The sequence below is a fragment of the Candidatus Sodalis sp. SoCistrobi genome (assembly GCF_900143145.1).
Lineage (GTDB): Bacteria > Pseudomonadota > Gammaproteobacteria > Enterobacterales > Enterobacteriaceae > SoCistrobi.
Genome location: NZ_FRDB01000003.1, coordinates 1 through 21,726, shown reverse-complemented (window position 1 = coordinate 21,726; position 21,726 = coordinate 1). Strand labels below are relative to the sequence as shown.

Genomic DNA, 21,726 nt, shown 5'->3' with positions numbered 1-21,726 from the left:
TGCTATTCTGATGGTTGACCGGGCCGTTTGGCGTCTTGCCGCAGCCCCTCCGCCTTGCCCTGCTCACGTCCTGGAGTCCGCATGTCCGCAGTCATCGACTGGCTCCATATTGATACCGTCATTCTTGATATGGACGGCACGCTGTTGGATTTGGCCTTCGATCGTGACTTCTGGCTGCATCGCGTACCGGCGGCCCTTAGCCAACGGCGCGGTATCACCCCGGCTGAGGCCGGCGCTCTGATAGACCGCGAATATCACAGCGTGCGCCATACCTTGAACTGGTACTGTTTCGATTACTGGAGCCGGCGGCTGGCGCTGGATATCGCCGCCATGACCGCTGAACTGGGTCATACCCTGCGGTTGCGCGACGACACGCTGCCGCTACTGAGCGCATTGCGCCAGCACGGCCGGCGCACCCTCTTGCTGACCAACGCCCACCCCGACGGTCTGGCGGTGAAAATGCGCTTTACCGGTCTCGATCAGCACCTTGATTTATTACTTTCCACCCATACATTTGGTTATCCCAAGGAAGATCAACCGTTGTGGCAGCGCGTACATGCGCATACCGGGTTTGATCCGGCGCGGACGCTGTTTATCGACGATAGCGAGCCGATCCTTGACGCGGCCAGCCGCTTCGGTATCCGCTATTGTCTCGGCGTCAGCAACCCTGATTCCGGGCTGGCGCCGCAAACATTCAAGCGGCATCCGGCGCTGAACGATTATCGCGCGCTGCTGCCCGCGCTGGCTGAAATGATGTCCTGACACTCAGGAGGCAACATGAAACCCAAAGACGTTAACGGCGATATTACGGCCGTGCGGCTGGATAAGTGGCTGTGGGCGGCGCGTTTTTATAAAACCCGCGCCCTGGCCCGCGAGATGATTGAGGGCGGCAAGGTCCATTACAATGGGCAGCGCAGCAAACCCGGCAAAACCATGGAGCTGGACGCGGAGATAACCCTGCGTCAAGGCAACGACGAGCGTCAGGTGCGGGTGCTCGCTATCAGCGATCAGCGCCGTCCGGCCAGCGATGCACAGCAATTGTATCAGGAAACCGACGTCAGTATCGCCAAGCGGGAGAAAATGGCCGAGGCGCGGAAACACAACGCCCTGACCATGCCCCACCCGGACCGGCGCCCGGACAAAAAAGAACGCCGCAATCTGATTAAATTTAAATATGGCGACTCGGGCGAGGCGGAATAACCCCTCCCGGCGCCGCAGGCATGAGAGACCATGATGACCCATCAAGACCAACTGCACCGTTACCTCTTTGAAGACTATGCCGTCAGAGGTGAGCTGGTGTCATTACAGGAAACCTACCGCCAGGTGCTGGGCCAGCACAATTATCCGCCGGCGGTGAAAACGTTGCTGGGGGAACTCCTGGTCGCCACCAGCCTGCTTACCGCCACGCTGAAATTCACCGGCGAAATTACCGTCCAGTTGCAGGGAGATGGCCCGCTGCGGCTGGCGGTCATTAACGGCGACGATCGGCAGAATATGCGCGGTCTGGCGCGCATCGACGGCGATATCGCCGATGACGCCACCCTGGCGCAAATGGTGGGCAACGGCTATCTGGTGATAACCCTGACCCCCGCCGAAGGGGAGCGGTATCAGGGTGTGGTGGGTCTGGAAGGGCCCCGGCTGGCGGACTGCCTGGAGAACTACTTCCTGCAATCGGAGCAGTTGCCGACGCGGCTGTTTATCCGCACCGGAGAGTATCAGGGAGAGGTGGCCGCCGCCGGTCTGCTGCTGCAGGTATTACCCGGCCAGGATACCCGCGCCGACGATTTCGATCATCTGGCGCAGCTCACCGCAACGGTGAAGGGCGACGAACTGTTTGCATTGCCGGCCAACGACGTTTTGTATCGCCTTTATCATCAAGATAACGTCACCGTTTACCCGGCGCAGTCGGTGCAATTCCGCTGCACCTGCTCACGCCAGCGCTGCGCCGATGCCCTGATGACTTTGGGCGAGCAGGAATTGAACGATATGCTTGAGCAAGACGGCGAAGTCGATATGCATTGCGATTTTTGCGGTAGCCATTATCGTTTCGATGCCGACGCCATTGCTGACCTGCAACAGCAGGCGGCGCAAGGGCGTTCCCCTCAGGCTTAGGATTTACCCTATTGCTCCGCCGGACGATTGCCTCTCCGGCGGCATATGTTAAGGTAATAACTTATTTTCCGTGCGCCAGTCCGCAAAATAATGAAAAGCCTGCCCGCTCAGGTTAATCCTTGATTTATCTCTCGGCGCGCCCACCGCTAACCCCTACAATCGCTAACGGTACTTGTTAAACTAAGGAGCAGTGACATGGTAAGTGAGAGTATTACCCCGCAGCAATGGCTCAGTTATGGAATAACGGGCTGCCGCGAACTGGTGTACAACCCGGGTTACGATCAGCTGTTTGCAGAAGAAACCGACCCCGCCCTCAGCGGCTTTGAACGCGGTACGCTGACCCAATCGGGCGCCGTGGCGGTCGACACCGGGATTTTCACCGGCCGGTCACCGTTCGATAAGTATGTGGTGCGCGACGATAAAACCCGTGACACCCTGTGGTGGTCCGATCAGGGCAAAGGCGCCAATGACAATCATCCCCTTGACCAGCAGACCTGGGATCACCTCAAAAGGCGGGTCGGCCAGCAGCTCAGCGGCAAGCGCCTGTTTGTCATTGATGCTTTCTGCGGCGCCAATGAGGACAGCCGGCTGCGGGTGCGTTTTGTGACCGAAGTCGCCTGGCAGGCGCATTTCGTTAAAAACATGTTCATTCGGCCAAGCGCTGAAGAACTGCGCGACTTTGAACCGGATTTTGTGGTGCTTAACGGCGCCAAATGTACTAATCCCGATTGGCGTGAACAAGGCCTGCATTCGGAAAACTTTGTCGCTTTCAACCTGACCGAAGGCATTCAGCTTATCGGCGGAACCTGGTACGGCGGCGAGATGAAAAAGGGGCTGTTCTCGGTAATGAATTACCTGCTGCCGCTTAAAGGCATCGCTTCCATGCATTGCTCGGCCAACGTCGGCATCGATGACGACGTGGCGCTGTTCTTCGGTCTGTCCGGCACCGGCAAAACCACGCTATCGACAGACCCGCGCCGCCGCCTGATAGGGAATGATGAACACGGCTGGGACGACGACGGCGTCTTCAATTTTGAAGGGGGCTGTTACGCCAAAACCATCCGCCTTTCCGCCGAGGCGGAGCCGGAAATCTATCAGGCGATCCGCCGTAACGCGCTGTTGGAAAACGTGGTGGTGCGGGCGGACGGTAGCGTGGATTACGACGATGGTAGCAAAACCGAAAACGCCCGCGTGTCGTATCCCATCGACCATATCGATAATATCGTCAAACCGGTGTCGCGCGCCGGACACGCGACGCGGGTCATCTTCCTGACGGCGGATGCCTTCGGCGTGCTACCGCCGGTCGCCAGTCTGTCGATGGAACAGGCCCAATATCATTTTCTGTCCGGCTTTACCGCCAAACTGGCGGGAACCGAGCGGGGTGTGGTGGCGCCGGTGCCCACCTTCTCCGCCTGCTTTGGCGCAGCGTTTTTGTCGCTGCACCCCACCGCCTATGCGGATGTCCTGGCTAAACGCATGCACGCCGCCGGCGCCCGCGCCTATTTGGTCAATACCGGCTGGAACGGCAGCGGTAAACGGATTTCCCTTAAGGACACCCGGGCGATTATCAACGCCATACTGCGCGGCGATATCGACGATGCGCCAACCGCTACCCTGCCGGTTTTCAATCTATCGATCCCGACCGCGCTGCCGGGCGTGGACGGCGCGATACTTGATCCGCGTACCACTTACGCCAGCGTCGACGAATGGCGGGCCAAGGCGGACGACCTGGCCCAGCGTTTTATCGAGAATTTTAGTAAGTTCACCGACACGCCGGCGGGGGTGGCGCTGGTGAGCGCGGGTCCGCAGCGCTGAACCGGCTGGGCCGCGTCAGGCGCGGCTCTGCCTGAGCCGCCGCTTAGTCGGCGCTTTTGCCGGCGGCTTTGGCCTTACTGACGCTGGCGCCGTGATCCACCGACGCGACCGGCAGCGGCAAATAGGCGCGGATACGCAAGCCCTGTCGCGCGCTGCGGCTGATTTCCAACTTACCGGCATGCGCATCGATGATGCGCTGAACAATGGCCAGACCGAGGCCGGTACCGCTGGTGCTGCGCGCGCTGTCGCCGCGCACGAACGGTTGAAATAGGTACTGTAATTGGTCCGGCTGGATGCCCGGACCATCATCCTCGACCTCAAACCAGACCCGATTGGTTTCGCGCCCGCTATTGACCTTTATCCAGCCGTTGCCGTAGCGCGCGGCATTCACCACCATATTCAGCGCCGCGCGTTTAATGGACAGCGGATTAACGTTAACAATAAGCTCCTCGCCGCAAATATAGGTTTCGATCACGCGCTCATAGCCGCTCTCCGCCGCCACCACCTCGGTCAGGATACTATTGAGATCCGCCATTTCGGTCTGCATTTCCTGGCCGGTGCGCAGATAATCAATGAACTGCTCGATAATAGCGTTGCACTCTTCGATATCTTTATTGATCGACTCGGCGAGGTAACCGTCTTCCGCGCTCATCATTTCGGTTGCCAGGCGGATGCGGGTCAGCGGCGTGCGCAAATCATGGCTGACGCCGGCCATCAACAAGGTCCGGTCATCCGCCAATAGCTTGACGCCGGCGGTCATCTGGTTGAACGCCCGCGTGACCGAGCGCACCTCCGAGGCGCCATATTCCCGCAGCGGCGGCGGTATAATGCCCTTACCCACCTGCAGCGCGGCATGCTCCAAATCCACCAGCGGCCGGTTCTGAATACGGATAAACAGCCAGGCGCCGCCGATGGCCAATAACATAATCGCCAGGGTGTAACGGAACAACGGCGAGAAGTCACCCTGATGGATTTCGGTCAGCGGGATGCGTACCCAAATATCCGGCGATAACCAGGTTTTCAGCCAGACCACAGGGGAATTTTTGGTGACTTCGACGCGTACATCGGTCGGGCCGCCCAGCTGCTGAGCCATTTGCTGGCTCAGGAATTCATAATGTTGCGCCCAGCGCAAACCGCTCTCTTCCGCCGCCGGATTGGTGTACAGCGAAATACCCAATTCACGGTAAATTTCGCGCCGGAATGCCGGCGGCACTTCCAATAACGTACCATCTTCCAACTGCAGCCGATCGGTCATCAGCATCCTGACTTCATAAGCCAGCACTTTATTGAACTGTTGCAAACTCGGTAAGATGGCGAAATTCAACACCACCAGATAGGTCGTTACCAGGCTGACGAACAGCAAGGTAACGATTAACAACAGGCTGCGGGCGAAAGAACTGCGCGGAGAGATGCGCCATCGCATCATGCTTTACTGCCGTCCGGTACAAAGACATAGCCCAGACCCCACACGGTCTGAATATAGCGCGGATGGGCGGGATCTTCTTCCACCATGCGCCGCAGACGCGAGATCTGCACATCGATTGAGCGCTCCATGGCGCTATACTCCCGGCCGCGCGCCAGATTCATCAGTTTATCACGGGACAACGGCTCGCGCGGGTGGCTGACCAACGCTTTAAGCACCGCGAACTCACCGCTGGTCAGCGGCATCGGTTCATCTTCACGGAACATCTCACGGGTACCGAGATTAAGCTTGAACTTGCCAAAGGCGATGATGGCCTCTTCCTGCGACGGCGCCCCCGGCAGCTCGTTAGCCTGCCGGCGCAGCACCGCGCGGATACGCGCCAGCAGTTCACGGGGGTTGAAGGGCTTGGGAATATAGTCATCGGCCCCGATTTCCAGGCCAACGATGCGGTCCACTTCCTCCCCCTTGGCGGTGACCATAATGATCGGCATCGGGTTGCTTTGGCTGCGCAGCCGGCGACAAATGGACAGCCCATCCTCCCCCGGCAGCATCAGATCCAGCACCATCAGATGGAAGGATTCGCGCGTCAGCAAGCGGTCCATCTGCTCGGCGTTGGCGACGCTGCGTACCTGAAAGCCCTGCTCGGTCAAATAACGCTCAAGGAGCGCCCGCAGGCGCATATCGTCATCCACAACCAGGATTTTGTAATTCTCTTGCATTATCTCTCTCCCAAAGGCGAAACGCCCGTAAAGGATATTGTTCAAAAACCGGTGGATCACTGACAGCGAATTCAGGTGACCATTCTAAGCGAAATTGTTACAAAGCATATGAAGATGCGTAGTTATCAACACTTTCCGCGCGCGATCGACCTGATAATAACATCTGTCGCGCCGCCGCGAATAATAATTAACGGCCACCAAGGTCCTCCCTCGACCCGCACACGTCATTCTTGATAAGAGATGTCAGTGATATACCACGTGCGACGCCCGCCGGGGGTCACCACCTCCGCCTCGTCGTCCACCGCCTTTTTGATCAGGGCGCGCGCCATGGGCGAATCGATGGAGATATAGTCCTTATGTTTATAAATTTCATCGGGACCGGCGATACGAAAGCGTTTGGTTTCCCCTTCCGGGTTTTCCACCTCCACCCAGGCGCCAAAAAATATTCGCCCCGCCTGCTGCGGCGAATAATCCACCACCCGCGCCTCTTTCAGCACGCGGCGCAGATAACGCACCCGCCGGTCAATTTCGCGCAGAATTTTCTTATTGTAATGATAATCCGCATTTTCACTGCGATCGCCCAGGCTGGCGGCCCAGGCCACCTTCTCGGTAATCTCCGGTCGGTAGCGTTTCCATAGATGGTCCAGCTCATCTTGCAATTCCTGATAGCCCTGACGGGTAATAAGGTTGGTTTTCATCGTCACCTGTCATCACACACTTTCGCCCATTGCGGCAATATACCATAGCAGCGGCGGGGGTGAATGGGCGCGGGCGGCTGGCATTTTGCCGCCGCAAACCGTATAACTGTGCAGGCCCAAGCAATCCTTATGACAAGATGAACGTTAACGCATGAATAGAGAGTCATTGAACCATCTTATCGCCAGCGAGCTGAAAGCCCGGGCGGACCAGGTAGACGCCGCGGTGCGGCTCCTGGACGAAGGTAACACCGTGCCTTTTATCGCCCGCTATCGCAAAGAAGTCACCGGCGGGCTGGACGATACGCAGCTGCGCACGCTGGAAACGCGGCTGGGTTATTTGCGCGAGCTGGATGAACGGCGCCAAAGTATTCTGAAATCCATCGACGAACAGGGCAAGCTTACCGAGGCGCTGGCGTCGGCTATTCAGGCGACCTTGAGCAAAACCGAGCTGGAAGATCTCTACCTGCCCTATAAACCCAAACGCCGCACCCGCGGCCAAATAGCCATCGAGGCGGGGCTGGCGCCGCTGGCCGACCGGCTTTGGCAGGACACGTCTACCGACCCCGATACTGCGGCGGCCGGTTTCGTTAACCCTGATGCCGGCGTGGCCGACGCCAAGGCGGCCCTTGACGGCGCGCGTTATATCCTGATGGAGCGCTTTGCCGAGGATGCCGCGCTGCTGGCGAAAATCCGCGCTTATCTGTGGAAAAATGCTCATCTGGTGGCGCGGGTGGTGCCCGGTAAAGAAGAAGAAGGCGCCAAATTCCGCGACTACTTCGATCATCATGAACCGCTGTCTCAGGTCCCCTCGCACCGTGCGCTGGCCATGTTGCGCGGACGCAACGAGGGGGTGTTGCAGCTGGCGCTGAACGCCGATCCGCACGCAGACGAGCCGCCGCGTGCCAGCTACTGCGAACAGATGATCGCCGATCATTTGCAGGTACGCTTCAATCAGGCGCCGGCCGATAGCTGGCGCAAAACGGTGATCAGTTGGACCTGGCGCATCAAAATTCTGATGCACTTGGAAACCGAACTGATGGGCAGTATGCGTGAAAAGGCCGAGGAAGAAGCCATTCAGGTCTTCGCCCGCAACATGCATGATTTACTGATGGCGGCGCCGGCGGGGCTGCGCGCTACCATGGGCCTGGATCCGGGGCTGCGCACCGGCGTTAAGGTCGCGGTGGTGGATGCCACCGGCAAGCTGGTGGCGACGGATACCCTCTACCCCCACACCGGCCAGACCGACAGAGCCGCGGCGGCGGTCGCAGCGCTGTGTCTGAAACATAACGTGGAACTGGTCGCCATCGGCAACGGCACCGCGTCGCGAGAAACCGAACGGTTTTATGCCGAGGTCCAGAAGCGTTATCCCGATGTGAAAGGGCAAAAAGTCATCGTCAGCGAGGCCGGCGCGTCGGTGTATTCCGCCTCGGAGCTAGCGGCGCTGGAGTTTCCCGATTTGGATGTCTCGCTGCGCGGGGCGGTTTCCATCGCCCGCCGACTGCAGGATCCGCTGGCGGAGCTGGTCAAGATCGATCCGAAATCCATCGGCGTGGGTCAATATCAGCACGATGTCAGCCAAAGCCTGCTGGCGAAAAAGCTGGACACGGTGGTCGAGGACTGCGTCAACGCCGTCGGCGTTGATCTCAATACCGCCTCGGTGCCGCTGCTGATCCGCGTCGCCGGCCTGACGCGCATGATGGCGCAAAACATTGTCAGTTGGCGTGATGAAAACGGCCGTTTCCGCGATCGTCAACAGTTGCTGAAAGTGCCCCGCCTGGGCCCGAAGGCGTTTGAACAATGCGCCGGCTTCCTGCGCATCAATCACGGCAACAATCCGCTCGACGCCTCTACCGTACATCCCGAAAGTTATCCGGTCGTGGAGCGGATTTTACAGGCCACGGAGAAATCACTCAGCGATCTGATGGGCGACCCCGCGACGCTGCGCGGCCTGAGCCCGTCCCGCTTCACCGATGAGCGCGTCGGATTACCCACCGTTACCGACATTATTAAAGAGCTGGAAAAGCCGGGCCGTGACCCGCGGCCGGAGTTCAAAACCGCCACCTTTGCCGACGGCGTGGAAACGCTGCAGGACTTGACGCAGGGCATGGTGCTGGAAGGCACGGTGACCAATGTGACCAATTTCGGCGCTTTTGTGGATATCGGCGTGCATCAGGACGGGTTGGTACACATCTCCTCGTTGTCCGATCGGTTTATCGACGATCCGCACAAGGTGGTGAAAGCCGGCGATATTGTCAAAGTGAAGGTCATGGACGTCGATATCGCGCGCAAGCGCATCGCGCTCTCTATGCGGCTTGATGAGCGGCCCGGCGAGGCGCCGGCGCGCCGGGATACGGCTGAGCGCCGACGGGATGGCGGTGCAACGGCGTCCCGCCCACCCGCGCGCAGCGGCGGTCGTCAATCGGGTGGCCCCGCCGCAGGGGGCAATAGCGCGATGGGCGACGCACTGGCGGCCGCCCTGGGCAAACGGCGCTAACACGCCGGATAACGGGAACGGGCCGGTGGAATACGCGGGCAGCGAAAACAGGCCGACGCGGTGAGCGCGGCGCACGCAAACCTGCGCGGTGAGCGCGCTGCACGCAGACCTGCGCGGTGAGCGCGGCGCACGCAGGCTGGCGCGGTAAGCACGGCGCACGCAGGCGCTCTCGTTGCCTTTAACGGCGCCGCCGGGCGTACCCTGACTCTTACCGATCAGGGTACGGTCGCGCGGCGCGTGTCGGGGGGGGGGGGCCCCACGGCGGTCACGGTGGAATCTGCCGGGGAGTGGTAGACAAGTAAATAAATAACTATTGAAATTATTCCATATTAATTTATATCCCATGCATTAGTTAATTACATCCAATTTTGACAATTACCATAATATTTCCATTAAACCATTTTCGACGCTTATTTAATATTTATAGCCAATAGGCACAGGGCTGGTTTCATTTTCCCCACGTTAGGCAATGCAAAATAAAATAACCGACCCCCACGCTGAAAAACGAAATCACCACGCCACCGTCAAACTAACAATACTTTAAATACAATGAGTTATACCGAAAATAGAACACTATTTTTTTTCATGCGCCATTAAAAAAAAGAATTTGGTTGATGATTTGTTTTATTTAGCTCGGGTGATAAGATGTTGAAATTATTGTTATTAATAACTATTACTTTTACCATTTGCATTAATTAAATCGCGCCAGCCCGACCCGACAAGCGGTACTTGCCGGGTATCGCGGGTATTGCCGTTTCCACCGCGCTTACGGTCACCATCAAGAAGGTCACTATGCAACTGCAATTGCAGCACCATTATAAAATTACCGGCTATGCCAAAGAGATCCCTCCCGCCTTTCGGCAGAAAATGCTGTCGCTCGGCATGTTGCCCGGAAGCTCGTTCCAAGTGGTGCGCGTCGCGCCGCTGGGGGATCCCGTGCAAATAGAGGTTCGGCGGGTACAGCTGGTACTGCGAAAAAAAGATCTGTCACTGCTGCTGTTGAGCCGCACCGGCCATTGATCCGACCTGCTCCCTTCGCACCGCGCGATCGGAGCAATCCGTTTATATTTGTCACTGCTTACAGGTTTCATTCATGATCACTACACGCACTGTGGCCTTGATCGGTAATCCCAACGCCGGCAAAACGACCCTCTTTAACCAGTTGACCGGCGCCCGCCAGCGGGTCGGTAACTGGGCCGGCGTCACGGTGGAACGCAAAGAAGGCTTCTTCACCACCCCCGCGCAGCGCATTACGCTCGTCGATCTGCCAGGCGCCTACTCCCTGACGGCACTGTCGCAGCAAAGCTCGCTGGACGAGCAAATCGCCAGTCGTTATATCCTCGAACGGCAGGCCGATGTCCTTATCAACGTGGTCGATGCCGCCAACCTGGAGCGGAATCTCTACCTAACGTTACAGCTGTTGGAACTGGGGATTCCCTGCATTGTGGCGCTGAATATGCTGGATATCGCCCGCAGTCAGGGCATTACCATCGATATCCCGGCGCTGGAACGGCGACTTGGCTGCCCGGTGATCCCCCTGGTATCCACCCGCGCCGAAGGCATCGAAGCGTTGAAAGCGGAGCTCGACGGCCCGTTACCGGTTGCGTCGTCCCTGACGGTTGACTACCCGCCCGCCGTTCGCCAGGCGGTAGAGCGGCTGCAGCCGTTTACCCCCGACCACTATGCGCCGCGGCAGCGGCGCTGGCTGGCGTTGCACATGCTGGAAGGGGACATTCACAGCCGCGATCTATTGACCTCGCCCCAGCGGCTGGAAAGCCTGCGCGCGGGCCTGCAGCAGGATGCGGCGTTGTTAATTGCCGATGCCCGCTATGCCACTATCATCGCCCTCTGTCAGGCCGTGAGTAACGGCCATTTGACGCCGGCCAACCGCCTCACCACACGGCTCGACGCCCTGCTGCTCAACCGCTGGCTTGGCGTGCCGCTGTTCTTTATGGTGATGTATCTGATGTTCATCCTCGCCATCAACCTCGGCGGCGCCCTGCAGCCGCTGTTCGAGGGGGGGGGCCGCCGCGCTGTTTATCGACGGCACCCGGTGGCTCGGCTATCAGTTGCATGCGCCGCAATGGTTGACGCTGCTGCTGGCCCAGGGCGTGGGCGGCGGGATCAACACCGTACTGCCGCTGGTCCCGCAAATCGGCATTATGTATTTGTGTCTGTCGTTTCTGGAAGATTCCGGCTATATGGCGCGCGCCGCGTTCGTCATCGACCGGTTGATGCAATCCCTCGGTCTGCCGGGCAAATCGTTTGTGCCACTGATCGTCGGTTTCGGCTGCAATGTGCCGTCGGTGATGGGCGCACGCACACTTAACGCGCCGCGCGAGCGGCTGATGACCATCATGATGGCGCCCTTCATGTCCTGCGGCGCACGGTTGGCGATTTTCGCCGTCTTCGCCGCCACCTTCTTCGGCCAGCACGGCGCGACGCTGGTGTTCTCGCTATACGTGCTAGGGATCGTGGTCGCGATCCTGACCGGTCTGATGCTGAAATATACGCTGATGCGCGGGGAAGCGATTCCCTTCATCATGGAGCTACCGGTGTATCACGTGCCGCACATCAAAAGCCTGCTGTTGCAAACCTGGCAGCGGCTGAAAAGCTTTGTACTGCGGGCCGGCAAAGTGATTGTCCTCGCCAGCATGGTGATTGGCGCCCTGAACAGCTTCACCCTGCACGGCGAAGCGGCGGACAGCGTTAATCATTCGGCGCTGGCGGCGGTGAGCAAGACGCTGACCCCCCTGCTGAAACCGATGGGCGTCCATGAGGATAACTGGCAAGCCACGGTCGGTCTTATCAGCGGCGCAATGGCAAAAGAGGTGGTGGTGGGGACGCTGAATACGTTATATACCGCCGAACAGATCACCTGTACCCCGTTCGAGCCGACGTCGTTCAATCTGCTGGATGAATTGTCCGGCGCGATGACGGAAACCTGGCAGGGTCTGCGGGATGTCTTCAGTTTCAGCGTCCTCGCCAACCCTATTGAAGCCAGCAAAGGCGACGGCGAGATGAGCGGTGGCGCCATGGGCATGATGAGCAGTAAGTTCGGCAGCGCCATTGCCGCTTATAGCTATCTGATCTTTGTCCTGTTGTATGTGCCCTGTATTTCGGTCCTGGGCGCCATCACCCGCGAAAGCAGTCGCGGCTGGATGCTGCTGTCCGCCCTGTGGGGCGTCAATGTGGCCTATTCGCTGGCAACGCTGTTTTATCAGACGGCCACCTTCATGCACCATCCGCTGTACAGCGCGATGGCGATAGCCACCGTTATCGTCGTCAACGGCCTGCTGATCGCTTGTCTTTACCGCTGCCGGGATCGTTTCCAGCCGGGGCTAAGCGCGCCGGAATCGACACCCTGTTGCCAGCCCGCCGGCAGCGAAAGCTGTCATTAAGGAGGCGCGGTGTCCGGTCTGATGCAGTTGCGCGACGCGCTGGAATTGATGGGCCAGGGAGATGCTCGCACCCTGGGCCTGCGGCTGCGGCTGCCCCAGGCGATGGCTGCGGCGATGCTGGAACGGCTGGAGATGATGGGACAGGTGGAGCGAGTTGCCGGCGACGATACTGCCGCCGGCGCCTGCCGTTCATGCGAACGCAGCAGCCGCTGCCGGCTACCCTGTTACCGGTTGCGCCCGTCGGCGGCAGCACCCGCGACGAATAAGTAAGCACCTGGCTACGGCCGCGGCGCCTGCCGTTCATGCGAGCACAGCAGCCGCTGCCGGCTACCCTGTTACCGGTTGCGCCCGTCGGCGACGGCACCCGTGACGAATAAATAAGCACCTTGCTACGGCCGCCGACGCCTGCCGTTCATACAAGCACAGCAGCCGCTGCCGGCTACCCTGTTACCGGTTGCGCCCGTCGGCGACGGCACCCGTGACGAATAAATAAGCACCTTGCTACGGCCGCCGACGCCTGCCGTTCATGCGGGCACAGCGGCCGCTGCCGGCTATCCAGTCGCCGGTGCCGCTGGTTGCGTTGCGCCAACGTGAGGTGTCACGTTAAAAAGACGGTTTCCGGCGCATTCTTAATATCGAATCTAATCAGCTAAATTTAAAGGCCTTTTTCCCGCCCCCTTCTTTTTTGCCACCGCACGCCGACGCAATCCCCTTGGCGATTTCACCACCAATAGCTACAGTGACAACTAGGCGTCATTGCCACATTTATGCTGTGTCAGAACGTTCGTCACATCAACAAGGTGCCATGATGGAAGCCATTACCCGCTTGCTGAGAGAGATTTATCCCGCCGCCTTAAGCCAGGGGCAACTGGATACCATCAAGAGCCAAATCCACGCCGCATCAGGCGCGCAAAGCGCATTGGGATGAGGATGATGTCGTGCTTATCACCTACGCCGACCAGTTCATGGAGGCCGAAAAACCCACGCTCGACACCTTCACCACCTTTTTTAACCACCGCCTGCGCACCACGTTTTCCCTGGTGCATCTGCTGCCGTTTTACCCCTACTCTTCCGACGATGGCTTTTCCGTTATCGATTACCAGCAGGTCAACCCTATCGTCGGCAGTTGGCAGCAGATAGGCGAACTTAATCTCACCACCCGGCTGATGTTCGATTTCGTCTGCAACCATATGTCTGCCGAAAGCCGGTGGGTGAAAGGCTATCTGGCGGGCCAACAGGCCTATGACGCGTTTTTTATTGCGCTTCCCCCCGCGACCGATCTTGCCAGCGTGACGCGCCCGCGCACGTCGCCGCTGTTGACGCCTTTCACCGCCCAAGACGGCAGCACCCGGTATTTGTGGACCACTTTCAGCGCCGATCAGGTGGATCTTAATTTCAACAACCCTCATGTCTTGATCGCCGTTATCGGTGTACTGTTACATTACCTGATACAAGGCGCCGACTATATCCGCCTCGACGCGGTGGGCTATTTGTGGAAAGAGGTAGGCACCCGCTGTATTCATCTCCCCCGTACCCATTTGCTGGTGAAGCTGTTTCGCGCTATCTGCGATGAGGTCGCACCCGGAACGGTGATTATTACCGAAACCAATGTGCCCCATAAGGATAATATCAGCTACTTCGGCAACGGCCGCGATGAAGCCCAGATGGTCTATCAGTTCCCGCTTCCGCCGCTGGTGCTGCACGCCCTGCACAACGGCAGCAGTCGCGCCCTGCGTCACTGGGCCGCAGGGCTTGAGACTGGCAGCGGCGACACCACCTTTTTCAATTTTCTCGCCTCTCATGACGGGATCGGTCTGAACCCGCTGCGCGGCATTCTGCCGGAGGCGGAGATTATCCGGCTGGTGCGCGATCTGGAGTCGGAAGGCGCCCTGGTCTCGTAAAAACAAAATACCGACGGCACCACCAGCCCGTATGAAATCAATGTCACCTACCTGGATGCGCTCAATCGGCGCGAGGATAGCGACGAGACGCGGCTTAGCCGCTTTATTCTCGCCCATGCCATTTTGCTGGCATTCCCCGGCGTGCCGGCGGTCTATGTGCAAAGTATCCTCGGGTCGCGTAATGACTATGAAGGGGTAAAGGCCGCCGGCCATAACCGCGCGGTCAATCGAGAGAAGTACCCGCTGAAAAATATAGAAGCGATGCTGGACGAAGAAACCAGCCTGCGCTCGCGGGTATTCCAGGCCTTGAGCGCGCTTATTCGCCTGCGCCGTCGACAACGGGCGTTTCATCCTGATGCGGCCATGGAAGTCCTGGAGTGGGATAATGCCCTGCTGGCCTTTTACCGTCGCGCCGCCGGTCAACGGCTGCTGTGTCTGTTTAATTTGGCGAATAAAGCGGTAAGTTGCACCTTGCCGGCGGGCGAATATCGCCTGTTGAGCACCGAAGGTTCTGTCAGCGGCGGCCCGCTGACCCTCGCGCCTTACGCCTTTTATTGGCTGGAACCGCTTAACGATCGTTAGTGCGCGAGCGCCAATGCCTTTAGAATACGCGCTGGCTGAAGTCGCACAGCGCCTGGCAGAACGGCGCCGGGTGGGAAATGAACGGCGCATGCGCCGCGCCGGCAAAGATAATGCTCTGACTGGCGGGGCTCAATTCATCCACCAGCGGGACCACTTTACGCGGCACCAGACCGTCCAGATAGCCGTACAGGCGCAGCAGCGGCAGGTCAAGCGAGTCCAGTGCCTTGCGTAAATCGCTGGTACGCAGCAGCGCCAACCCGCCGGTCAGAACCTCGGTCGCGGGCGCCGGCTGCGCCAGCACCACGCTTTTTAACCAGCGCGCATCCTGACGCGCGGACGCCGTTCCCAGCGTTTGCAGGCCGAGAAAACGGCTGACGGTGCGGGTGAAATCCTGGCGCAGCTCCTGCGCAAACCCTTCCAGCACCTCGGGTCGTATCCCCGGCCAGTCACCGTCGGCGCAAAAGCGGGGGGAAGAAGCAACGGTTACCAGACCCGCGACCGCCTGCGGTCGCCGGCGCGCTACCATCGTCGCTACCAGTCCGCCAAGCGACCAGCCCAGCCATAACGCGCCGTGGGGGGCCCGTGACGCCACTTCCTCCGCCATGTCTTCAAGGGTCAACGCGCCATAACCGCGGCTACGGCCATACCCCGGCAGATCCACCAAGTGCAGGCGAAAGTGCGGCGCCAGCCGCGGAATAATGTAAGACCAGACCTCGGCATTCAATCCCCAGCCGTGCAGCAGCACAAGATCGCGATCGCCGGTACCGGTTGTTTGCCAAAACAGTGACGCCATTTGCTATTGTCCAAAAGTCGGAAACAAGGAGGTATGACACTATGCTAACAATCAGCGCCCTCTGTTGGCTATGCCGGCAGCCACTTTGGTTCAGTCATCACGGCATTTGCCGCGGCTGCGTTTGCGTGCTGCTGGCGGAACGGGCAACCGCCTGCCCACGCTGCGGGCTGCCGGCGGGCAGCGAACGGCAGCCGTGCGGGCGTTGCCAGCTGCGGGCACCGCCCTGGCACAGCCTGCTCGCGGTGGGGGATTACCGCCCGCCGCTCAGCCGGCTGGTGAAAAAACTCAAATATCACCGCGAAACCGGGCTTGCCAGCGTACTTGCCCGGTTGCTGTGGCTGCGCTGGCGTGAGCGCGCCGCCGCAGGCGAAGAGAAGCCGGATTTGTTGCTTAATGTGCCTTTGCATGCTTACCGTCACTGGCGAAGGGGCTATAATCAAACTGAACTGCTCGCCCGCGCGCTGGCACGCTGGCTGCGGGTCCCCTGGCAGGCTAAAGGGTTGTTTCGCGCCCGCGGCGGGCCGCCTCAGCAGCGTTTAGGCGCCCGCCAACGCCGACACAACCTGTGCGGCGCCTTTGTCTGCCTCGCTGATGTCGCCGGCAAACGGGTGGCGCTGGTGGATGATGTGGTTACCACGGGCAGCACAGCCGGCGAAATCAGCCGTCTACTGTTGCGCCATGATGCCCGTGAAGTGCGGCTGTGGAGCATTTGCCGCACCTTGTAGTCTGTAGGGGAAAGGGCGTATAATATCCGACTAGTTTAGTCAACTATTGAGTGAAAGTTATGATCCGTATTACCGATGCTGCCCAGGAACATTTTGCCAAATTACTGTCCAATCAGGAACCGGGCACCCAGATCCGCGTGTTCGTTATCAATCCTGGCACGCCCAATGCGGAATGCGGCGTCTCCTACTGCCCGCCGGACGCGGTGGAAGCCACCGATACCGAACTGAAGTTTGATAAAATCTCCGCTTATGTGGACGAGCTTTCCGCGCCTTATCTGTTGGATGCGGAAATCGACTTCGTCACGGATAAGCTCGGCTGTCAGCTGACCCTGAAAGCCCCCAATGCCAAGATGCGCAAAGTGAGCGACGACGCGCCGCTAATCGAGCGCGTGGAATATCTGCTGCAGTCGCAGATCAACCCGCAGCTGGCGAGCCACGGCGGTCAGGTGACGCTGATGGAAATTACCGACGATATGCTGGCTATCCTGCAATTCGGCGGCGGCTGTAATGGCTGTTCAATGGTGGACTACACGCTCAAAGAAGGGATTGAGAAAGAGCTGCTGGAAAAATTCCCTGAACTTAAGGGTGTGCGCGATCTCACCGAGCATCAGCGCGGCGAGCACTCCTACTATTAACGCCTGACGGCCCCCGAGTAAAAGAGGGCGTCTTACCCATGTCTGACGGCCTCCCAAGTAAGAGAGGCGGCTGATTAAACCTGACGGCCCCGCAAATAAGAACTGGCGTCTAATGACCGCCTGACGGCCCTCAAGCAGATGGGGGTCGTTCAGCCCAGCCGCGCTCCCGGACCGCTGTGCCAGGGCAAACGGCTTGGGCTGCGCTGCTGACTGCAGGCCCCCCCGCGCCCGGTGACGACGTTCTTATTAACGCCATTACCCCGCACGATCGTCGTTATCGTCCTGCGCTCTCCTGGCCGAACGGCTCAGCGCAGGCGCCAAAGCAAGGCGTCGCCCGTCTCCAACCGCCGTAAGCAGTCGGATTATGTCAGGGTCGCTAAACATCGTTTCCAGATCCCGCGTCAGTTTACGCCGCCAATTAGGATAGGCATCGGTGGTACCGGGGACATTGACCGGCGTCGCCATTTGCAGCCAGTCTTCGGGCTGTAATCCCAGCAGCGCGCTGCGGCTTTGCGCCATAAAACGGTGTATGGCGGCGTTCATGGCGGATGACATAGCGACATCTTCCGCCCGCACAGGCGTGTTGGCCGGTAAGCAGTCCGCGCGCCGCAGTGCGTCCAGCAGCGCCTGCCGTTCCTGACGACGCTCCTCCAGAAGCCGTTGCCAAGTTTGCTCGTCGTCATACAGGCCCAGTCGGTGGGCCAGGTCGATGTCCGCCCCTTGCCAAAAGCCGCTTAACGTCGCGAGATCATGGGTGGTTAGCGTGGCCATCGCCTGCGCGGGATAGTCCGCCTGCGCACGGAATTGCCGATCCTGATCCCGTTCAAAAAACAGCACTTTATACGAATACACGCCTGCGGTACGCAGCTTCTCGACGATGTCCTCCGGCACGGTGCCGAGATCCTCGCCGATGACCATACAGCGTTGGCGCTGGCTCTCGAGGGCCAGTACCGCCAGCAGATCCTCCACCGGATAGCGCACGTAAGCGCCGTGCGCCGAACCGTAGCCCTGCGGTACCCACCACAGGCGCATCAAAGCCATCACATGATCCAGGCGCAGCGCGCCGCAATAGCGCATATTGGCGCGCAGCATGTCGATAAAAGGCTGATAGCCGCGCGCGTACAGCACGTTCGGATCCTGCGGCGGCAATTGCCAATTCTGGCCCTGCGGGCCCAGCCTGTCCGGCGGCGCACCCACCGACGCGGACAAACAATAAAGCAGAGGATCGGCCCAGGTTTCCACGCCGCCCTCGCCGACGCCCACCGCCAAATCGCGATAAATCCCCACCGGCATCCCCACCGGCATCCCCACCGGCATCCCCACCGGCATCCCCACCGGCATCCCCACCGGCATCCCCAGCCGCTGACTGAGCCGATAACAGCCCTCCAACTGCCTGGCCGCCAGCCACTGCAGATAACTGAAAAATGCGATCTCGTCCGGGTGTTGTTGCCTGAAACGCGCTAACGCCGCGCTGCCGACCTGTTGATACTCCGCCGGCCAGGCGCGCCAGCCCGGACCGCTGCCGCTATCAGCCACCTGTTGCAGCTGCAGTGCATCAAAGGTGGCCTGCTGATACAGACTGTCGCCGCCGGCCAGCGACAAATTCGGCCAGCGAGCGACGTTCAGGACAGCCTTCCCCTCGCCGCTGGAATTGCGTCCAGGCGTAACGCAGCGCCGTCAGCTTGAGCTGCATCACCTGCGCATAGTTAACATAGTCATCCGCGCGCAGCGCCTGCAGGCGCTGCCCGGTTTCCGGCTGCCGCCACCATTGCTGCGCGGGTTCACTTTGTAAAAAATCGTCCAAGCCGCCGACGTCGATATAGATAATATTCAGCCAGCGGCGCGAGGAGGGGCTGTAGGGACTGGCCCAGTCGGGCAGGGCCGGATATAGCGCATGCAGCGGGTTGATGCCGACAAAAGCGCCACCGAGCTTAGCAACGCCTGCGATCATTTGCGCCAGATCGCCGAAATCGCCGATGCCCCAATTGCGTGACGAACGCAGCGTATAGAGCTGGACAGTGCTACCCCACAGCCGCTGGCCCGCACGGAGCGCCGGCGGTTCATAACAGCGCTCGGGGGCGACAATCACTTTGCACTCCCAACGGCGGTCTGCGGCACTTAGCGTCAACCGGTGGTAACCGTCGGACACCCCCGCCGGCAGCGTCAATTGATGCGCACCGCGTTCTGAGTCAGGCGCAGATCCCTCGCCGCCGGCCAAGGGATTTACCAAAGTCTGCCCGTGATGCTGCCTGCCCGACTCCTCGGTAAGCGTCCAGGCCCCGGATATCCCGTCCGGCAACGTCAGCGAGCGCTTACGTTTACCGCCGGTCACCCACACAGGCGGCAGCGGCGCCGAGGGGTTACAGGCATCAGCCCCCGGCATGGCGGCCAGCAGTAGCCGCAGTGTCTCCGGGCTAATGCGCCGCGGCCGTTGCCAGGCGTCGACGTACTCGGTAATAATGCCGGCCTGCTGCGCCCGCTGATAAAGCGCCTCCGGGTCTGTCATCGTCGCGCCCCTCGGTTGTCCATGCTGTCCCCGTGTCTGGTCATCGCGCCGCCTTAACGTTTTGCTTGCCAGATACGCTGTTGATAATCGCGTATCGCCCGGTCCGAGCTGAAGAATCCCACCCGCGCGGTATTAAGCACCGCCCAACGTGTCCAATCATCGGGACGGCGATAAAGCGCGTCCACCTGCTGTTGGGCGCGGCAATAGGCGGCGAAATCCGCCAGCACCAGATAAGGATCGCCGCCTTTTTGCAAGCTTTGCAACAACAAGTCGAAAGCATGCTTGTCTTTATTGCTGTAGACGCCGCTGGACAATTCTGCCAACAACCCTTTCAACGCCTTATCCTGCTTGAGGATCTGCGCCGGTTTGTAGCCGCCGGCGACCAGCGTCTTCACCTAACTCTTCGTATGGCCGAATATGAAAATATTTTCCTCGCCCACCTGCTCGGCGATTTCGACATTCGCGCCGTCGAGCGTACCGATGGTTAGCGCGCCATTCAGCGCCAGTTTCATATTGCCGGTGCCCGATGCCTCTTTGCCGGCGGTGGAGATCTGCTCGGACAAATCCGCCGCGGGGATCATCCATTCAGCGAGCGTCACGCGGTAATCGGGCATGAAAATCACCTTCAGCCGATCATTAATCGTGCGGTCGTTATTGATCTTGTACGCCACCTGATTGATGGCATACAGAATGTTTTTCGCCAGCGCATAGCCCAGCGCTGCCTTGGCGCCGAACAAAAAGACCCGCGGCACGGTATCCAGCCCGGGGTTATCCCGCAATTGGCGATAGAGCGACAGAATATGCAGCAGATTCAAATGCTGGCGCTTATATTCGTGCAACCGTTTGATTTGCACATCGAATAAGGCTTCCGGGTCAACGCTGATACCCGTCACTTGGTGTATGTTGTCGGCCAACCGCCGCTTGTTATCGCGTTTAATCTGCTGGAAGCGAGCGCGAAACGCCGCCTCATCCGCAAACGGCTCCAGCGCTTTCAGCCTTTCCAGCCGCGTTATCCAGCTCTTGCCAATCGTCTGGTCAATCAGCGCCGCCAACTGCGGATTACACTGCTGCAGCCAGCGGCGCGGGGTAATACCGTTGGTCACGTTGTGGAACTTTTGCGGCCACAGTTGATAGTATTCGGGAAACAGGTCGCTTTTCACCAGATCGGAATGCAACGCGGCGACGCCGTTTACCGCGAAACCGCATACCACGCATAAATTTGCCATGCGTACCTGTTTATCATGCAGCACCGCCAGACGGTGCCAAACTGCGCTATCGCCCGGCCAACGCTGGTCCACCAGCACCCGTAACCGATCGTTGATGTGTTTGATAATGGCGAAATGGCGCGGCAGTAACGTCTGCACCAGCTTCTCATCCCAACGCTCCAGCGCCTCAGGCATCAGCGTGTGATTGGTATAGGCAAAAGTGCGTGAGGTAATCAGCCAGGCTTCATCCCACGTCAGCTGGTGTTCGTCGAGCAACACGCGCAACATTTCGGGGATAGCGATGGCGGGATGGGTATCGTTGAGCTGGATAACCTCATAATCCGGCAAACTTTCCAGACTGCGGCCGGCCACATGGTGACGGCGCAGAATATCCGCCACCGCGCAGGCGCATTGGAAATACTGAATAACCCCGAGTTTATTAGAGAGTAATTTTGGCAATACTACGCCGCTTCCTCTGATGCTAATTGCAAAGCGTAATAGTTCATTTCGGCTTCAGTAGGAGGGATGTAACCCAGCCGCCCGAGCAGCCTTCTGTTGTTGTACCAGTCCACCCAGTCCACCCAGTCCACCCAGTCCACCCAGTCCAGCGTGGCCAACTCCACTTCCGTCCGGTTTTTCCAGCTCCCGCGGTGGATAACCTCCGTTTTGTACAACCCGTTGATACTCTCTGCCATCGCATTATCGTAGGAGTCGCCG

At 59.4% G+C, this 21,726-nt stretch carries 14 protein-coding genes and 4 pseudogenes; 11 read left to right on the top strand and 7 right to left on the bottom strand.

What is annotated here, in order from left to right:
- Positions 1 to 81: 81 nt before the first annotated feature.
- The 4 genes from yrfG to pckA all read left to right on the top strand — a co-directional run bounded on the left by yrfG (position 82) and on the right by pckA (position 3,927).
- On the top strand, positions 82 to 762 hold the full coding sequence (yrfG, locus tag CINSTRO3249_RS00560) for a GMP/IMP nucleotidase (RefSeq protein ID WP_074011723.1): 681 nt from the start codon (positions 82 to 84) through the stop codon (positions 760 to 762).
- A 15-nt stretch (positions 763 to 777) separates the two neighbouring features.
- The gene (gene hslR / locus CINSTRO3249_RS00555) at positions 778 to 1,200 is read left to right on the top strand and encodes a ribosome-associated heat shock protein Hsp15 (protein WP_074011722.1); all 423 of its coding nucleotides are present in this window, start codon (positions 778 to 780) and stop codon (positions 1,198 to 1,200) included.
- A 33-nt stretch (positions 1,201 to 1,233) separates the two neighbouring features.
- Positions 1,234 to 2,112 carry an Hsp33 family molecular chaperone HslO gene (gene hslO / locus CINSTRO3249_RS00550; RefSeq protein WP_074011743.1) on the top strand — a complete coding sequence of 293 codons (879 nt, stop codon included), beginning with the start codon at positions 1,234 to 1,236 and terminating at the stop codon, positions 2,110 to 2,112.
- A gap of 195 nt (positions 2,113 to 2,307) precedes the next feature.
- Positions 2,308 to 3,927: a phosphoenolpyruvate carboxykinase (ATP) gene (pckA, locus tag CINSTRO3249_RS00545; RefSeq protein WP_074011721.1), complete on the top strand. Its 1,620-nt coding sequence runs from the start codon at positions 2,308 to 2,310 to the stop codon at positions 3,925 to 3,927.
- Positions 3,928 to 3,970: 43 nt separating this feature from the next.
- Here pckA and envZ read toward each other — a convergent pair whose 3' ends face one another.
- The 3 genes from envZ to greB form a co-directional block, all read right to left on the bottom strand.
- On the bottom strand, positions 3,971 to 5,353 hold the full coding sequence (gene envZ / locus CINSTRO3249_RS00540) for a two-component system sensor histidine kinase EnvZ (protein ID WP_084790078.1): 1,383 nt from the start codon (positions 5,351 to 5,353) through the stop codon (positions 3,971 to 3,973).
- Entirely contained in the window at positions 5,350 to 6,069 is a 720-nt protein-coding gene (gene ompR, locus CINSTRO3249_RS00535) for an osmolarity response regulator transcription factor OmpR (RefSeq protein ID WP_003853014.1), read from the bottom strand. The genes envZ and ompR overlap by 4 nt, the downstream gene beginning before the upstream one ends.
- 224 nt (positions 6,070 to 6,293) lie before the next feature.
- Positions 6,294 to 6,767, bottom strand: a complete 474-nt coding sequence (gene greB / locus CINSTRO3249_RS00530; RefSeq protein ID WP_074011720.1) for a transcription elongation factor GreB — start codon at positions 6,765 to 6,767, stop codon at positions 6,294 to 6,296.
- 151 nt (positions 6,768 to 6,918) lie between these two features.
- Here greB and CINSTRO3249_RS00525 point away from each other — a divergent pair, with 151 nt between their 5' ends.
- The 5 genes and pseudogenes from CINSTRO3249_RS00525 (at position 6,919) to CINSTRO3249_RS00505 (ending at position 15,145) form a co-directional block, all read left to right on the top strand.
- Positions 6,919 to 9,261, top strand: a complete 2,343-nt coding sequence (locus CINSTRO3249_RS00525) for a Tex family protein (protein ID WP_074011719.1) — start codon at positions 6,919 to 6,921, stop codon at positions 9,259 to 9,261.
- 792 nt (positions 9,262 to 10,053) lie between these two features.
- Complete coding sequence (feoA, locus tag CINSTRO3249_RS00520; RefSeq protein WP_074011742.1) at positions 10,054 to 10,281, top strand: ferrous iron transporter A; 228 nt, start codon at positions 10,054 to 10,056, stop codon at positions 10,279 to 10,281.
- A 76-nt stretch (positions 10,282 to 10,357) separates the two neighbouring features.
- Positions 10,358 to 12,662: pseudogene (gene feoB / locus CINSTRO3249_RS17940) on the top strand (Fe(2+) transporter permease subunit FeoB).
- Positions 12,663 to 12,671: 9 nt separating this feature from the next.
- A complete protein-coding gene (locus CINSTRO3249_RS00510) occupies positions 12,672 to 12,932 on the top strand; it encodes a FeoC-like transcriptional regulator (protein ID WP_074011718.1) in 261 nt (86 codons plus the stop codon).
- A gap of 538 nt (positions 12,933 to 13,470) precedes the next feature.
- Positions 13,471 to 15,145 (top strand): annotated as a pseudogene (locus CINSTRO3249_RS00505) (alpha-amylase family glycosyl hydrolase).
- 19 nt (positions 15,146 to 15,164) lie between these two features.
- On the opposite strand, the gene bioH reads toward CINSTRO3249_RS00505, so the two are convergent.
- Positions 15,165 to 15,938 carry a pimeloyl-ACP methyl ester esterase BioH gene (gene bioH / locus CINSTRO3249_RS00500; RefSeq protein WP_074011717.1) on the bottom strand — a complete coding sequence of 258 codons (774 nt, stop codon included), beginning with the start codon at positions 15,936 to 15,938 and terminating at the stop codon, positions 15,165 to 15,167.
- A 41-nt stretch (positions 15,939 to 15,979) separates the two neighbouring features.
- On the opposite strand from bioH, the gene CINSTRO3249_RS00495 reads away from it, so the two are divergent.
- Together CINSTRO3249_RS00495 and nfuA are read left to right on the top strand one after the other, a co-directional pair.
- The gene (locus CINSTRO3249_RS00495) at positions 15,980 to 16,663 is read left to right on the top strand and encodes a phosphoribosyltransferase family protein (RefSeq protein ID WP_074011716.1); all 684 of its coding nucleotides are present in this window, start codon (positions 15,980 to 15,982) and stop codon (positions 16,661 to 16,663) included.
- A 59-nt stretch (positions 16,664 to 16,722) separates the two neighbouring features.
- Positions 16,723 to 17,298: a Fe-S biogenesis protein NfuA gene (gene nfuA, locus CINSTRO3249_RS00490; protein ID WP_074011715.1), complete on the top strand. Its 576-nt coding sequence runs from the start codon at positions 16,723 to 16,725 to the stop codon at positions 17,296 to 17,298.
- A gap of 255 nt (positions 17,299 to 17,553) precedes the next feature.
- On the opposite strand, the pseudogene malQ reads toward nfuA, so the two are convergent.
- The 3 genes and pseudogenes from malQ to CINSTRO3249_RS00475 form a co-directional block, all read right to left on the bottom strand.
- A pseudogene (gene malQ / locus CINSTRO3249_RS00485) lies at positions 17,554 to 19,804 on the bottom strand (4-alpha-glucanotransferase).
- A 53-nt stretch (positions 19,805 to 19,857) separates the two neighbouring features.
- Positions 19,858 to 21,432: pseudogene (glgP, locus tag CINSTRO3249_RS16140) on the bottom strand (glycogen/starch/alpha-glucan family phosphorylase); the annotation flags it as partial.
- Between the two features lie 38 nt (positions 21,433 to 21,470).
- Positions 21,471 to 21,726: integrase core domain-containing protein (locus CINSTRO3249_RS00475; RefSeq protein WP_143146880.1), on the bottom strand; the 256-nt coding region annotated here is incomplete at its 5' end.